The following is a 13,491-nucleotide window of genomic DNA, read 5'->3' as shown; positions in this document are numbered from 1 at the left end:
CCGCTCCCGCCTTGATCGCCATGTCCAGTTTTTCGCCCCTGATCCCCGCCAGCGCCCTGCCCGACGGCTTTTTCGACCGTGACGCGCAACTGCTTGCCCGTGAATTGCTGGGAAAAGTGATCCGCCACCGCGTAGGTGATCTGTGGCTGTCGGCACGCATTATTGAGACTGAAGCCTATTACATGGCCGAAAAAGGCAGCCATGCCTCACTCGGCTACACAGAAAAGCGTAAGGCTTTGTTTCTGGATGGTGGCCACATCTATATGTACTACGCCCGTGGCGGCGACTCGCTGAACTTCAGCGCCCAGGGGCCAGGCAATGCCGTATTGATCAAGTCTGCCTATCCGTGGGTCGACGAACTGTCTGGCCCGGCCAGTTTGGCGCAGATGCTGCTGAACAACCCCGACGCCAGTGGCCGCCCCCGCCCGTCCCAGAAGCTGTGTGCCGGGCAGACCCTGCTGTGCAAGGCCCTCGGCCTGAAAGTACCGATGTGGGATGCCAAGCGCTTCGATCAAGAACTCTTGTTCGTCGAGGACGTAGGCCAATCGCCTACGCAAATGATCCAGACCTCCCGCCTGGGCATTCCCAGTGGCCGGGATGAACACCTGATGTATCGATTCGTCGATGCCAACTACGCGCCCTACTGCACACGGAACCCGCTGCGTCGGGGCCAGGTCGAAGGGCGCGACTATTTTTTGCGTTGAAATAACCGAACCGGCCACGCGCGCCACACACCAATGGAGTTGATTGTATGGGCCCATGGCTCGATAGCATTACCGGCTGGCTGACCCTGAACCCGCAATGGCTGGCTGTGGCGGTGTTTATCGTGGCGTTCGTGGAGTGCCTGGCCATCGCCGGTCTGATCGTGCCCGGCACGGTATTGCTGTTCGCTATTGCCGCGCTGGCCGGCAGCGGCGCACTGTCGTTGGGGGAAACCCTGTTGCTGGGATTCCTCGGCGGATTGCTGGGCGATGCTATTTCCTACTACCTGGGGCGACATTTTCACCAGAACATCCGCCGGCTGCCTGGCCTGCGCCATCATCCCGAATGGATGAGCGGCGCCGAGACATACTTCCATAAATACGGGATCGCCAGCCTGCTGGTAGGGCGTTTTATCGGCCCGCTGCGGCCAATGCTGCCAATGGTCGCCGGCATGTGCGACATGCCGTTCCCGCGCTTCGCTGCCGTCAGCCTACTGGCCGGCGCCGGTTGGGCGGTGGTCTACTTGCTACCGGGCTGGGCCACCGGTGCGGCATTTCGCCTGCCATTGCCCGAAGGTTTCTGGCCTCAGGCCGGGATTGTCGCCGCCTGCCTCGCCGTATTCGTGGGCCTGAGCCTCAACAGCAGCCTGCGCGGGCATCGACGGGCAACACTGCTGGTCGGCTGCCTCAGCGGGGCGTTGCTAATCGCACTGTTTATTGGCTATCCGTACCTGAACCATTTTGACCAAGGGCTGATGGCCTTGGTGCAGGAACACCGTAGCCCGGCGATGGACCAGGCCATGGTGATGGTCACCCAGCTCGGCGAGTTCAAGAAGATGTTCGTGGCGAGCGCCGTGCTCACCGGCCTGCTGGCGCTGCTGCGGCAATGGCGCAAGGCGATTTTCGTCGGCGCCACACTCTTGGGCGCAGCACTGATCAACACTGGCACCAAGCTGTTTTTTGCGCGGATGCGCCCGGAAGTGCTGAGCGATCCATTGACCAGCTACAGCATGCCCAGCGGCCACGCCTCCGGTTCATTTGCGTTTTTCCTGGCCCTGGCGGTGCTGGCTGGACGCGGTCAGCCCACCCGCTTGCGCCTGACCTGGCTTTTGCTTGGCGCCATCCCCGCCGCGAGCATTGCCCTGTCTCGGGTATATCTCGGCGCCCATTGGCCGACGGACATCCTGGCTGGCACCTTACTGGCAATGACGGTCTGCGCCTTCAGCCTGACCCTCAGCCAGCGCCAAAGCCTGCTGCCGCCCATGGTGCCGAAGGTCTGGTGGTTGATCTTGCCGGCCTGCGTGGCGGTGCTTGGTTTTATCGCCTTTACCGGCACGGCCCACGCGCTGCTCAGGTACGCCTACTGATCCAGGCCGGCCCGATCCAGTCCACCGGGCGCAGCGCGACGTTCAAAAGAACGTTCGCGCCGCTCCAGCAACATCTCGTCGGCAATTTCTGCGGCGCGCTCAGCGATATATTCCGGGCCGCGGTCATCGGCCCATCGAATCATTTGCCCCGTAATTCCGATAAAAAAAGCATCCCAAACTGCCTGTTCCGATTGCGAGAGCCGAATCATTTCCATCCCCTGATCCTGATTAGGTAATTGCCAACCATGTCAGCCGGCAGGATCAGAGTAACGACGAAAATTCCGAGAGAGATATCAGACATGTCTGGAAATTAGATTCAGGTGAACAGCTCACCTTGCAGTTCATCCAGCAACATCTGAATGGCATCCAACCGTTGCTGCGGGTCATCGAGCTGCAACAGGTCGACCTTATCGGCCTCGGTGAAGGGCAACAGATAGGCCAACTGATTGCCCAATGCCTGTTGGCCATCCGCGTGAGTGCCCATGTCCAGCGAAGCGACCATCGGGTGCTCGGCCAAGGCCTGGAGCAGCGCCAACAGGTCGGCGTCCTCCTCTTCCAGCGGTTGCTCCGGCCGCTCTTCCAACCACTGGACCTCAGCCACCAGCAACTGGTCACGCTGAACACCGGCGTCCCACACGCGAAACCTGCGGCCGCCCTCGACTCGAATCCCCAACAGGCCATTATCCTGCTGCTTGAAGTCACGGATCAGCGCTTCGCAGCCAATCAGCGCATAGCCATCCGGGGCCAGCCCCACTTCCTTGCCGTCGAGGATGCACACCACGCCAAAGCTTTCGCCCTTTTTCATACAGCGGCTGATCATGTCCAGATAGCGCGCCTCGAATACCTGTAAATCAAGGGTGCACCCGGGAAACAGCACCGTATTGAGCGGGAAAAGCGCCAGACTCATAAAGGTTTCCTTAAACCTGACTTAAACAACCAGTGACACGGCCAACGGCAGGAAAACCGCCGTGGCCACGCCCATCAAACTCATGGCCAGCGCCGCAAAGGCGCCGCACTCTTCACTTTCCTGCAAGGCCACCGAGGTACCGACCGCATGGGCCGTCATGCCCAATGCCATGCCCCGCGCCTCGGGGCTGTGGACGCCGAGGCGCGACAGGTATGCCGGCCCGATCATCGCCCCGACCACGCCGGTGATCAGCACAAACACTGCCGCCAGCGCCGCCACACCACCAATCTGCTCAGCCACCAGCATGGCAATCGGCGAGGTCACCGACTTGGGCGCCATGGTCATCAACATCATGTGCTCGGCGCCAAACCACCACCCCAGCAACACACAGAGACCAGTGGCCAAAACACCTCCCACCACCAGCGTAGTAAAAATCGGCCAGAACAACTGGCGAATCCGTCGCAGATTCAAGTAAAGCGGCACCGCCAGGGCGACCGTTGCGGGACCCAGCAGGATGCTCATGATCTCGGTGCTCTTGCGGTACTCGGCGTAGCTCAGTCCACAACCGAGCAAGACGCCGATCACCAACAGCATCGACACCAGCACCGGTTGCAGGAAAATCCAGCGGGTTTTCTCGAAGCCCGCCAACACCAGTTGATAGGCACCCAGGGTGATACCGATGCCGAACAACGGATGATGAATCACAGCGACCCAGGCACCTTGCCAGTCGAAGGTCATTGGCCCTCCTCCCGACGTGACTGGCGCTTGATCAGCCTCTGCATCAGCACCCCGACAAAGCCCATAGCGATCACCAGGGACAGCACCAGCGCACCGACGATGGCCCAGAAATCGGCGGCGATGTCCTTGGCATAGACCATCACGCCCACGGCTGGCGGCACCAGCAGCAACGGCAAATAGCGCAGCAAACTGCTCGCCGCCAGGCTCAGGGGCTCGCCGACTTCGCCGTTCCATATCAGATACGCCAGCATCAGCAACAGACCGACAATCGGCCCCGGCAGCACCGGCAGGAATAAATGATTGATCGCCGTGCCCAGCAATTGAAACAGCACCAGCCATGTCAGACCGCGTAACAGCATCCGTCCTCTCCCCCAGAAATCGCGTCCTGCATTATAAGCACGCCGCCTCTATGGACCGGCATTCGCCAAAAGCATGGTGGGTTGACCGGGCCAAATGCCCATGATGATCTACATTGGTTCTTCAGGGGCTTGCCCCACACCTGAACATTATAAAAACCGATGAACCCAAGGAGAGTCGCAATGCCCTCAGTACCCGTAGCGCAACTCAAAGATTACGTCGGCAAGGAACTGGGACGTTCCGACTGGCTCACCATCGACCAGGAACGCATCAACCTGTTCGCGGAGGCCACTGGCGATCATCAGTTCATCCACGTCGACCCGGTGAAGGCCGCCCAGACGCCGTTCGGCAGCACCATCGCCCATGGTTTCCTGTCGTTGTCGCTGATACCCAAGTTGATAGAAGACATCCTGGTCATGCCCGAGGGCTTGAAGATGGCCGTCAACTACGGCCTGGACAGCGTGCGTTTCATCCAGCCGGTCAAGGTCAACTCCAAGGTGCGCCTGGCAGTCACCTTGACCGATGCCACCGAGAAAAAACCTGGCCAGTGGCTACTTAAAGCGACCTGTACCCTGGAAATTGAAGGCCAGGAAAAACCTGCGTACATTGCCGAGTCGTTGTCACTCTGCTTTGTCTGAGTCTTAGTCCGGCACGAAACAGCACATACGCTGTTTCGTGTAAATTTATGTATAGATCTCGCAGCTGCGGCATACTCGGCGCTCAATTATCCGGATCCCGCTATGCGCCCACTCGCTCCCCTTGCTCTTGTCCTGTTGCTCACCGCTTGCGGCGACGGCGAATCGCTGTTGCCGCCTGATGCGCGACTGCCCGACGGAGGTCGTTATCGGGGTGAGGTGATCAACGGTTTGCTGCAAGGCCAGGGTCGGGTGGACTACCCCAATGGCAGTTGGTACGCCGGGCAGTTCGACAAGGGCCAGTGGCATGGCCAGGGCGAATGGCATGGCAGTAATGGCGAGGTCTATAAAGGTCAGTTCCAGCAAGGCCTGTTCGACGGCCAGGGCACGCTGACCACGCCGGGCAGCAGCTACGTTGGCGGTTTCAAGCAAGGGCGACGCAACGGTGAAGGCACTCTCAAAGAGGGCCTGATGACCTACCGCGGCGAATTCAAGGACGATCAGTATTCCGGCCTCGGTCGCCTCGAACTGCCCGACGGCAGTCAATACCAGGGCCAATTCAGCCACGGCAAACCCAATGGCGAAGGCCAGCGCAACGACGACAGTGGCAACCAGTTCAGTGGCCACTTCGTCGATGGCCAACTGGAAGGCAACGGCACCTTCAACAGCGCCGACGGCGACATGTACGTCGGCCATTTCAAACAAAACCAGCTCAACGGCAAAGGCCGTTATGAAAACGCCGACGGTGACGTGTGGATCGGCGAATTCAAGGAAGGCGCGCTGAGCGGCAAGGGCGAGTTGATCGGTGTCGACGCCAGCCACTACGTCGGCCAATTCAGCGATTGGCGCTTCACCGGCCAGGGGCGCCTGAACCTCACTGATGGCAGCTTCTACATTGGCGGCTTCGACAGCGACAGTTATCAAGGCAAGGGCACATTGGTGCTCACCGATGGCACCGTCCAGGCCGGAACGTGGGTCAACGGCATGCGCGTACGCAACGCCGATGGCAAATTGCTGCCCGACGCCCTGGAGGTCGGGATACTGGCCCAGGGCCGTCTGCTTGACCAGGCTCTGGCCGCAGTGCCCGCGTCGACTCCGACGGTTGAGCTGTACACCTTGACGCTGGCCGGCGACGGCAAGCAAAGCGTATTCCTGCGCGAAGCCGACTACGTCAGCAACATGCTCGCCACCCGCTTCGGCGCCTACGGCCAGATTCGCCTGGTCAACCACCGCGACCATATTGCCGACCGCCCCATGGCCACCCGGGAAAGCCTGCGCCGCGCGGTACAAACCCTGGCCGAGCGCAGCGGGCCAGAAGACCTGGTGTTCATCTACCTGACCAGTCACGGTACCCACGAGCACGAGCTGGTGCTGGACCAGCCACGCATGGAGCTGGCCGACCTGCCCGCCGATGAATTGGCGGCCGTCATGGAGCCGCTGAAAAACCGCGACAAGATCATCGTCATTTCAGCCTGCTACTCCGGCGGCTTCATCCCGGCATTGAAAGACGAACACACCCTGATCATGACGGCCTCTCGGGCCGACCGGGTCTCGTTCGGCTGCTCGGAGGAAGCTGACTTCACGTACTTCGGCGACGCCCTGTTCGCCCAGGCTTTCAACCAGACTGATGATCTGCAGCAAGCCTTCAAGCTGGCGCAAAGGCATGTCACCGAGCGCGAAATGGCGGAGAACTTCGAAGCCTCCGAACCGCAAATCTGGGCGCCCAAAGGGGTGATCGCCCATTGGCAGTTGCTGCGTAAACAGCAAGCACGAAAGGCGCTGGAAAGCGTCTCTTTAAATAGCAAGGAAGCGAAGAGCAACTAAGCTGAAATAGTATCAAGGGGGAAATATCATGTACTTGACGCCTCAGCATATCTTGCTTGCCGGAGCCTCTGGCTTGACCGGGGAACATTTGCTGGACCGCCTGCTTAACGAGCCCACCGTCACCCGTGTGCTAGCGCCCAGCCGTAAACCTCTGGCCGAGCATCCACACCTGGAAAACCCGGTGGGTGATCCGGCGGTATTCCTGCCGCAACTGAGCGGCCAGGTGGATATCGCCTTCTGCTGCCTGGGCACCACCATCAAGCAAGCCGGTTCCGAAGCGGCCTTTCGCGCGGTGGACCTAGACATGGTGGTGGCCTTTGCCAAGCGCGCACGGGAAATGGGCGCGCGGCACCTGATCGTGATCAGCGCGATTGGCGCCGACCCCAAATCCTCGATTTTCTACAACCGGGTCAAAGGGGAGATGGAACAAGCGCTGAAGGCCCAGGACTGGCCGCAACTGACTATCGTCAGGCCTTCTCTGTTGCTGGGGGAACGACTGGAACCACGGCTGGCCGAGCAATTGGCCGGACCGTTATCCCGATTGATCCCCGGCAAATACCGTGGCATCGAAGTGTGCGAACTGGCGCGGGCCATGTGGCGTTTGGCGCTGGAAGAGCAGGATGGTGTTCGGATTGTGGAGTCGGATGAGTTGCGCAAGCTCGGCAAGTGATTTTGCAGTGAGTCGACTGGCCTCATCGCAGGCAAGCCAGCTCCCACATTTGAATGTATTCACCCCTAAAAATGTGGGAGCCGGGCTTGCCCGCGATGACGTCGGCGCAAACACCCTCTATGTTGCAGACTACAACCCACCCGTCGCGTTAAACCCAACCCCCAACACCGTCAACACCGACAGCGGCAACAGCAGCGTGTCGAGCAAGGCGCTGGCTGGCAGGTCAACGCCCGGATAGCGCGGCGCCTCGGCACCAAACCGATCCATCGCGCAGCACCCGCCCTGCATCGCATACAAATCCAGCCGCATCCCGGCATACACCACCGGCGCGCCGGGTTGCGCCGCGTCCAGAGTGCGTGCCGTGGCACAACCACCCAACTGCAGCGCCAGCACTACCATGAGTGCCTTATTCATCGCTGCTCAAATGGTGTTCGCCCCAACGCGGCAGCATGTCTTGGGGAATATTCAGCAGGTTGAGAATCCGCGCCACCACAAAATCCACCAGGTCATCGATGGTTTGCGGCTGGTGATAAAAGCCCGGCGACGCCGGCAAGATGGTCACGCCCATGTTCGACAGCTTGAGCATGTGTTCCAGGTGGATGCTCGAATACGGCGCCTCGCGCGGCACCAGAATCAACTGCCGACGCTCTTTCAACGTCACATCCGCCGCCCGTTCGATCAAGTTATTGCAGGCGCCCGTGGCAATGGCCGACAACGTCCCGGTGGAACACGGCACTACCACCATCGCCGCCGGCGCACCGGAGCCAGAGGCCACCGGCGACATCCAGTCTTCCTTGCCATAGACCTTGATCTGCCCCGCCGCCGCGCCGGTGTATTCGGTGAGGAAGGCCTGCATCATCTGCACTTTGGCAGGCAGTGCGACATCGGTCTCGGTGGCCACCACCAGTTGCGCGGCCTTGGAGATCAGAAAGTGCACCTCGCGATCTTCCCGTATCAGGCAATCCAGCAGCCGCAGACCATAGGGCGCGCCGGACGCGCCGGTCATCGCCAGGGTGACACGCTCCGGGCCGCTCACTTCAGGGCCTCGGCGAGTTTGCCGTGCAGGCCGCCGAAGCCGCCGTTGCTCATGATCACCACATGGGTACCGGGCCTGGCCTGGTGTTTCACGTGCTCAATGATGCCTTCCAGTGAATCGCAGACAATCGAGGGCACCGTACACAACGCAGCGATGGCGGGCAGGTCCCATCCGAGGTTGGCCGGCGCATACCACACCACCTGGTCGGCATCGTTCACGCTTTCCGGCAGACCGTCACGGTGCGCGCCGAGCTTCATGGAGTTGGAACGCGGCTCGACAATGGCAATCACCTGGGCATCGCCGACGCGCTTGCGCAGACCGTCGAGGGTGGTTGCAATGGCCGTCGGGTGGTGGGCAAAGTCATCGTAGATGGTGATCCCATTCACCTCGGCGACCTTTTCCATACGGCGCTTGACGCTTTTGAACGCGCTCAACGCCGCGATGCCCATGGATGGCACAACGCCGACGTGCCGAGCGGCCGCCAGGGTGACCAAGGCATTGGCCACGTTATGTTGGCCGGTCATGCCCCAATCGACGATGCCTTGGGCGACACCTTCGAACAGCACTTCAAATTGGGAGCCGTCTTCACTCAGTAACCTGACCTGCCACTGCCCGCCCGCACCAGTGGTTTGCACCGGGGTCCAGCAGCCCATCTCAATCACTCGCTGCAACGCAGGCTCAGTGGTCGGGTGAATCACCAGCCCTTCGCTGGGGATGGTACGCACCAAGTGGTGGAATTGCCGTTCGATGGCCGGCAGATCGGGGAAGATGTCGGCGTGATCGTATTCCAGGTTATTCAGGATCGCCGTGCGCGGGCGGTAATGAACGAACTTGGAACGCTTGTCGAAGAACGCACTGTCGTATTCATCGGCTTCGATGACGAAGAATGGCGTATCACCCAGGCGTGCAGACACCGAGAAGTTCTGCGGCACACCGCCGATCAGGAAGCCCGGGCTCATGCCTGCGTGCTCCAGAACCCAGGCCAGCATGCTGCTGGTGGTGGTCTTGCCATGGGTGCCGGCGACGGCCAGCACCCAACGGCCTTGCAGCACATGGTCCGCCAGCCACTGCGGGCCGGACACATAAGGCAGGCCTTTGTTCAGCACGTACTCGACAGCGGGGTTGCCGCGGGTCATGGCATTGCCAATGACGACCAGATCCGGGACCGGGTCAAACTGCGCCGGGTCGTAACCTTGGGTCAACTCAATGCCTTGGGCCTGCAGTTGCGTGCTCATGGGCGGATAAACGTTGGCATCGGAGCCAGTGACATGATGGCCCAGCTCTTTGGCCAGAACCGCCATCGACCCCATGAAGGTGCCGCAAATACCGAGAATATGAATGTGCATAGTCGACCTCGTAAAACATCGAGGCAGGTTAGCGTAGGGTGGGAAAAATCGCACTCTTTAGCTGTAGGGCAAAAGGAGTCCCTGTAGCCGCTGCCGAGGCAGCGGCTACCGTGTTATCGGGCAATCCCATGTTTGCGCAGCTTTCTATATAAGGTGTTGCGGCTCACACCCAACTGCTCCGCCGTATGGCTCATGTGCCAGCGCTGCTGCTCAAGGGCATTGAGCAACGCCAACCGCTCGGCATCGTCCAGCGGCGAGTCCGACGGCACATCCAGCGTCACCGCTTGCGATTGCGTCTGGCGAATCATGACAGGCAAGTCCTCAAGCCCGATGCGCCCGTCCTCACATAACGCCGCCAACGTTCGCAACACCGTGCGCAACTGCCGCACATTCCCCGGCCAGGCAAATGCCAGCAGCGCCTGACGCGCCGATGCATCCAGTAACACCGATTGCTCCCCCGCCTCTTCCGTCAGCAGAAAATCCAGCAACTGCGACTTGTCAGTACGCTCACGCAACGGCGGCAACGCGACTTCCAGACCATTGAGCCGGTAATACAAATCCTCGCGGAAGCTGCCGTCCTGCACGCGCTCCAGCAAATTGCGGTGAGTGGCGCTGATGATGCGCACGTCCACCGCCTGTGGCTCGCCGCCGATGGGCACCACCAGGCGATCCTCTAGCACCCTTAATAGACGGGTTTGCAAAGCCAGGGGCATGTCGCCAATCTCATCCAGGAACAAGGTACCGCCGTCGGCCTGTTGCAGCTTGCCGCGCATGCCTTCCTTGCGTGCGCCGGTGAAACTGCCGCCGCGATAGCCGAACAACTCACTCTCGATCAGGCTTTCCGGGATGGCCGCGCAATTGAGGGCAACGAAAGCCTTGTCCGCCCGCAGACTGGCGTGGTGTACCGCTTTGGCGAAGGCTTCCTTGCCGGAGCCGGTTTCACCGTTGATCAGCAAGGGTACGTCGCGTTCGAACACCCGCAGTGATTTGCGAAAATCCTCTTGCAACGCCATGTCCCCCAGGCAAATGCCTGGCAAACGCGGGCGCTCGATACCTGGCAGCGCCTTGACCCGCGGGCTCGGTACACTGCGGGGCTGCCCGCGCAACACCGCGAACAACCCACGCCCATCACGGGTGCGCAGCGGCCAACTGGCGCTGGCATTGGCGCTGGCGCGACCGAGCAGTTCATCCAGCGAGCAGTCGAAAAACGCCTCCACCGGCTGCCCCAACAGGCCGCCACGTATTTGCCCCAGCAAGTTCAGCGCGCTCTGGTTGACCGCGCAGATCCGCCCTTCGCCGTCGAACGCCAGCAGCCCTTCGCTGAACAGCCCCACCGACTCGGCCTGTAGATGAAAACGCAGCAGCCAATGATTCTCGAAATGCCGTAGGAAGTAGCAACTCTCGATCATCTTCGCCGAGAGATTGACCAGCGCCATGGTGTGGAACTGGCTCTGGCGCGACACCGCTTCCCGGGCCGATGACACATCGAGCACCGCCAGCAGTTCGCCATGAGGGTCGAATACCGGGCTGGCGGAACAGGTCAGCCCGGTGTGCCGACCACGGAAGTGTTCATCGCGATGAATGGTCAGCGACTGGCGCTCCACCAGACAGGTACCAATGCCATTGGTGCCTTCGCAGGCTTCGCTCCAGTCGGCGCCGAGCCACAGCCCCGCGCGTTCGAAAATCTTGCGTTCGCTGGGAGCGGTGACGCAGTTGAGGATCACCCCACGCGCATCCGTCAACAACACCGCGTGGCCAGCACCGGAGAGCTGTTGATGCAGGCTGTTCATTTCACTGCCGGCGATGCGCAGCACTTGCTGCAGGCGTTCGCGACTTTCCAGCAGGCGGCCGTGTTCCAGCACCGTTGGGGCGATGGTCAGGGCAGGGTCGAGGTGATAATCCTCCAGGCAACGCAACCAGGAGCGGGCAATGGATGGATCGCTGCCGGGGCCGTGTACAGGGTCCTGGCCGCGGGTGACGGTCAGCACTTGCTGGGCATGGCGACTGAAATGATCGTTGTGCATGTTCTTATTGTTCTCCTGCTGCGTAATACACGTCGCGAACCGGGACGCCCAGCATCCCCCAGCCTTCCCGCCATTGCAATCCCGACTCGACCCACCGGTCACAGGTTGTATCGTTTGTGGCACAAACTGTCACCCAGGCTGTACCAGCCTTGTCACAGCGCCTCCTCGCCCCACACCACAACGCCTTGATTTACCTGGCCTGCACGGCACTGGCCCGACCTTTGCTCTACGCTTTAACAAGCACAACAGTGCGTCCTCCAATAAACACAAAAAGCCAGGAGATACCCACCATGCGTTACGCACACCCCGGTACTGAAGGCGCTATCGTTTCGTTCAAAGCCAAGTACGGCAACTACATTGGCGGCGAATTCGTCGCGCCGGTGGACGGCAACTACTTCACCAACACTTCGCCAGTTAATGGCAAGCCGATCGCCGACTTCCCGCGCTCCACCGCCAAAGACATCGACAAGGCGCTGGACGCCGCCCACGCCGCCGCTGACGCCTGGGGCAAGACCTCGGCCCAGGACCGCTCGCTGGTGCTGCTGAAAATCGCCGACCGCATCGAACAGAACCTGGAACTGCTGGCTATCACCGAAACCTGGGACAACGGCAAGGCCGTGCGTGAAACCCTTAACGCCGACATCCCCCTCGCCGCGGACCACTTCCGCTACTTCGCCGGCTGCATCCGCGCCCAGGAAGGCAGCAGCGCCGAGATCAATGAACTCACTGCCGCCTATCACTTCCATGAGCCATTGGGCGTGGTCGGCCAGATCATCCCGTGGAACTTCCCGCTGCTGATGGCCGCCTGGAAACTCGCTCCAGCCCTGGCGGCCGGTAACTGCGTGGTACTCAAGCCTGCGGAACAAACCCCGCTGGGCATCAACGTGCTGATGGAGCTGATCGGCGACCTGCTGCCGCCGGGCGTGTTGAACGTGGTCCACGGTTTCGGCAAAGAAGCCGGCGAAGCCCTGGCCACCAGCAAACGCATCGCCAAGATTGCCTTCACCGGTTCCACGCCTGTGGGCTCGCACATCATGCACGCGGCCGCCGAAAACATTATTCCGTCCACCGTTGAGCTGGGCGGCAAGTCGCCGAACATCTTCTTCGCCGACATCATGAAAGCCGAGCCGCAATTCATTGAGAAAGCCGCCGAAGGCCTGGTGCTGGCGTTCTTCAACCAGGGCGAAGTGTGCACCTGCCCATCCCGCGCGCTGGTGGAAGAGTCGATCTACGACGACTTCATGAAAGTGGTGATGAAGAAGGTCGAGTCGATCAAGCGCGGCGACCCGCTGGACACCGACACCATGGTCGGCGCCCAGGCGTCCGAGCAACAATTCGACAAGATCCTGTCCTACCTGGAAATCGCCAAGGGCGAAGGCGCCGAACTGCTGACCGGCGGCAAGGTCGAGAAGCTGACTGGCGATCTGGCCACCGGCTATTACATCCAGCCGACCCTGCTCAAGGGCACCAACAAGATGCGGGTGTTCCAGGAGGAAATCTTTGGCCCGGTGGTGAGCATCACCACCTTCAAGGATGAAGCCGAAGCCCTGGCGATTGCCAACGACACCGAGTTTGGTTTGGGTGCCGGTTTGTGGACTCGTGACATTAACCGTGCGTACCGCATGGGCCGGGCAATCAAGGCCGGGCGTGTCTGGACCAACTGCTATCACCTGTACCCGGCGCACGCTGCGTTTGGCGGTTACAAGAAGTCGGGCGTTGGCCGTGAAACCCACAAGATGATGTTGGATCACTATCAGCAGACCAAGAACTTGCTGGTGAGCTACGACATTAATCCGCTGGGTTTCTTCTAAGTAATTAGCAGACAACCTGCTCCCACATTTGAAATGCAATTAAACCTGTGGGAGCAAGCCCGCTCCCACACAAGC

The 13,491-nt window shown here is 60.7% G+C and carries 13 protein-coding genes and 1 pseudogene; 6 read left to right on the top strand and 8 right to left on the bottom strand.

Annotation, left to right across the window (positions count from 1 at the left end; genetic code table 11):
• Positions 1-20 precede the first annotated feature (20 nt).
• Together GNF76_RS21685 and GNF76_RS21680 are read left to right on the top strand one after the other, a co-directional pair.
• Complete coding sequence (locus GNF76_RS21685; protein ID WP_155585126.1) at positions 21-704, top strand: DNA-3-methyladenine glycosylase; 684 nt, start codon at positions 21-23, stop codon at positions 702-704.
• Positions 705-751: 47 nt separating this feature from the next.
• The gene (locus tag GNF76_RS21680; protein WP_155585125.1) at positions 752-2,068 is read left to right on the top strand and encodes a bifunctional DedA family/phosphatase PAP2 family protein; all 1,317 of its coding nucleotides are present in this window, start codon (positions 752-754) and stop codon (positions 2,066-2,068) included.
• Here the strand turns inward: GNF76_RS21680 and GNF76_RS21675 are convergent.
• The 4 genes and pseudogenes from GNF76_RS21675 to GNF76_RS21660 all read right to left on the bottom strand — a co-directional run bounded on the left by GNF76_RS21675 (position 2,052) and on the right by GNF76_RS21660 (position 4,072).
• A pseudogene (locus GNF76_RS21675) lies at positions 2,052-2,277 on the bottom strand (hypothetical protein). The gene GNF76_RS21680 and the pseudogene GNF76_RS21675 sit on opposite strands and share 17 nt — an antisense overlap.
• A gap of 107 nt (positions 2,278-2,384) precedes the next feature.
• On the bottom strand, positions 2,385-2,975 hold the full coding sequence (locus GNF76_RS21670; RefSeq protein WP_155585124.1) for an LON peptidase substrate-binding domain-containing protein: 591 nt from the start codon (positions 2,973-2,975) through the stop codon (positions 2,385-2,387).
• Positions 2,976-2,996: 21 nt separating this feature from the next.
• Entirely contained in the window at positions 2,997-3,713 is a 717-nt protein-coding gene (locus GNF76_RS21665) for an LrgB family protein (RefSeq protein WP_155585123.1), read from the bottom strand.
• Positions 3,710-4,072, bottom strand: a complete 363-nt coding sequence (locus tag GNF76_RS21660) for a CidA/LrgA family protein (RefSeq protein ID WP_155585122.1) — start codon at positions 4,070-4,072, stop codon at positions 3,710-3,712. Before GNF76_RS21660 ends, GNF76_RS21665 begins: the two co-directional genes overlap by 4 nt.
• Before the next feature lie 180 nt (positions 4,073-4,252).
• On the opposite strand from GNF76_RS21660, the gene GNF76_RS21655 reads away from it, so the two are divergent.
• The 3 genes from GNF76_RS21655 to GNF76_RS21645 all read left to right on the top strand — a co-directional run bounded on the left by GNF76_RS21655 (position 4,253) and on the right by GNF76_RS21645 (position 7,199).
• Positions 4,253-4,708 carry a MaoC family dehydratase gene (locus GNF76_RS21655; protein ID WP_155585121.1) on the top strand — a complete coding sequence of 152 codons (456 nt, stop codon included), beginning with the start codon at positions 4,253-4,255 and terminating at the stop codon, positions 4,706-4,708.
• A 102-nt stretch (positions 4,709-4,810) separates the two neighbouring features.
• On the top strand, positions 4,811-6,529 hold the full coding sequence (locus tag GNF76_RS21650) for a C13 family peptidase (RefSeq protein WP_155585120.1): 1,719 nt from the start codon (positions 4,811-4,813) through the stop codon (positions 6,527-6,529).
• A 28-nt stretch (positions 6,530-6,557) separates the two neighbouring features.
• A complete protein-coding gene (locus tag GNF76_RS21645; RefSeq protein WP_155585119.1) occupies positions 6,558-7,199 on the top strand; it encodes an oxidoreductase in 642 nt (213 codons plus the stop codon).
• A gap of 129 nt (positions 7,200-7,328) precedes the next feature.
• On the opposite strand, the gene GNF76_RS21640 is transcribed toward GNF76_RS21645, so the two are convergent.
• The 4 genes from GNF76_RS21640 to GNF76_RS21625 all read right to left on the bottom strand — a co-directional run bounded on the left by GNF76_RS21640 (position 7,329) and on the right by GNF76_RS21625 (position 11,605).
• Positions 7,329-7,613 carry a YceK/YidQ family lipoprotein gene (locus GNF76_RS21640; protein ID WP_155585118.1) on the bottom strand — a complete coding sequence of 95 codons (285 nt, stop codon included), beginning with the start codon at positions 7,611-7,613 and terminating at the stop codon, positions 7,329-7,331.
• Positions 7,606-8,235: a flavin prenyltransferase UbiX gene (ubiX, locus tag GNF76_RS21635; RefSeq protein ID WP_169356543.1), complete on the bottom strand. Its 630-nt coding sequence runs from the start codon at positions 8,233-8,235 to the stop codon at positions 7,606-7,608. Before ubiX ends, GNF76_RS21640 begins: the two co-directional genes overlap by 8 nt.
• Entirely contained in the window at positions 8,232-9,581 is a 1,350-nt protein-coding gene (gene mpl, locus GNF76_RS21630) for a UDP-N-acetylmuramate:L-alanyl-gamma-D-glutamyl-meso-diaminopimelate ligase (RefSeq protein ID WP_155585117.1), read from the bottom strand. Before mpl ends, ubiX begins: the two co-directional genes overlap by 4 nt.
• 113 nt (positions 9,582-9,694) lie before the next feature.
• Positions 9,695-11,605, bottom strand: coding sequence for a sigma-54-dependent Fis family transcriptional regulator (locus GNF76_RS21625; RefSeq protein WP_155585116.1), 1,911 nt, complete (start codon positions 11,603-11,605; stop codon positions 9,695-9,697).
• 290 nt (positions 11,606-11,895) lie between these two features.
• Between GNF76_RS21625 and exaC the strand changes: the two genes are divergently transcribed.
• The gene (gene exaC, locus GNF76_RS21620) at positions 11,896-13,416 is read left to right on the top strand and encodes an acetaldehyde dehydrogenase ExaC (RefSeq protein WP_155585115.1); all 1,521 of its coding nucleotides are present in this window, start codon (positions 11,896-11,898) and stop codon (positions 13,414-13,416) included.
• Positions 13,417-13,491 lie beyond the last annotated feature (75 nt).

This window comes from Pseudomonas spelaei, assembly GCF_009724245.1.
Taxonomy (GTDB): Bacteria; Pseudomonadota; Gammaproteobacteria; order Pseudomonadales; family Pseudomonadaceae; genus Aquipseudomonas; species Aquipseudomonas spelaei.
Note: the sequence above shows the minus strand (reverse complement) of the source record. Positions and strands in the feature narration are given on the sequence as shown.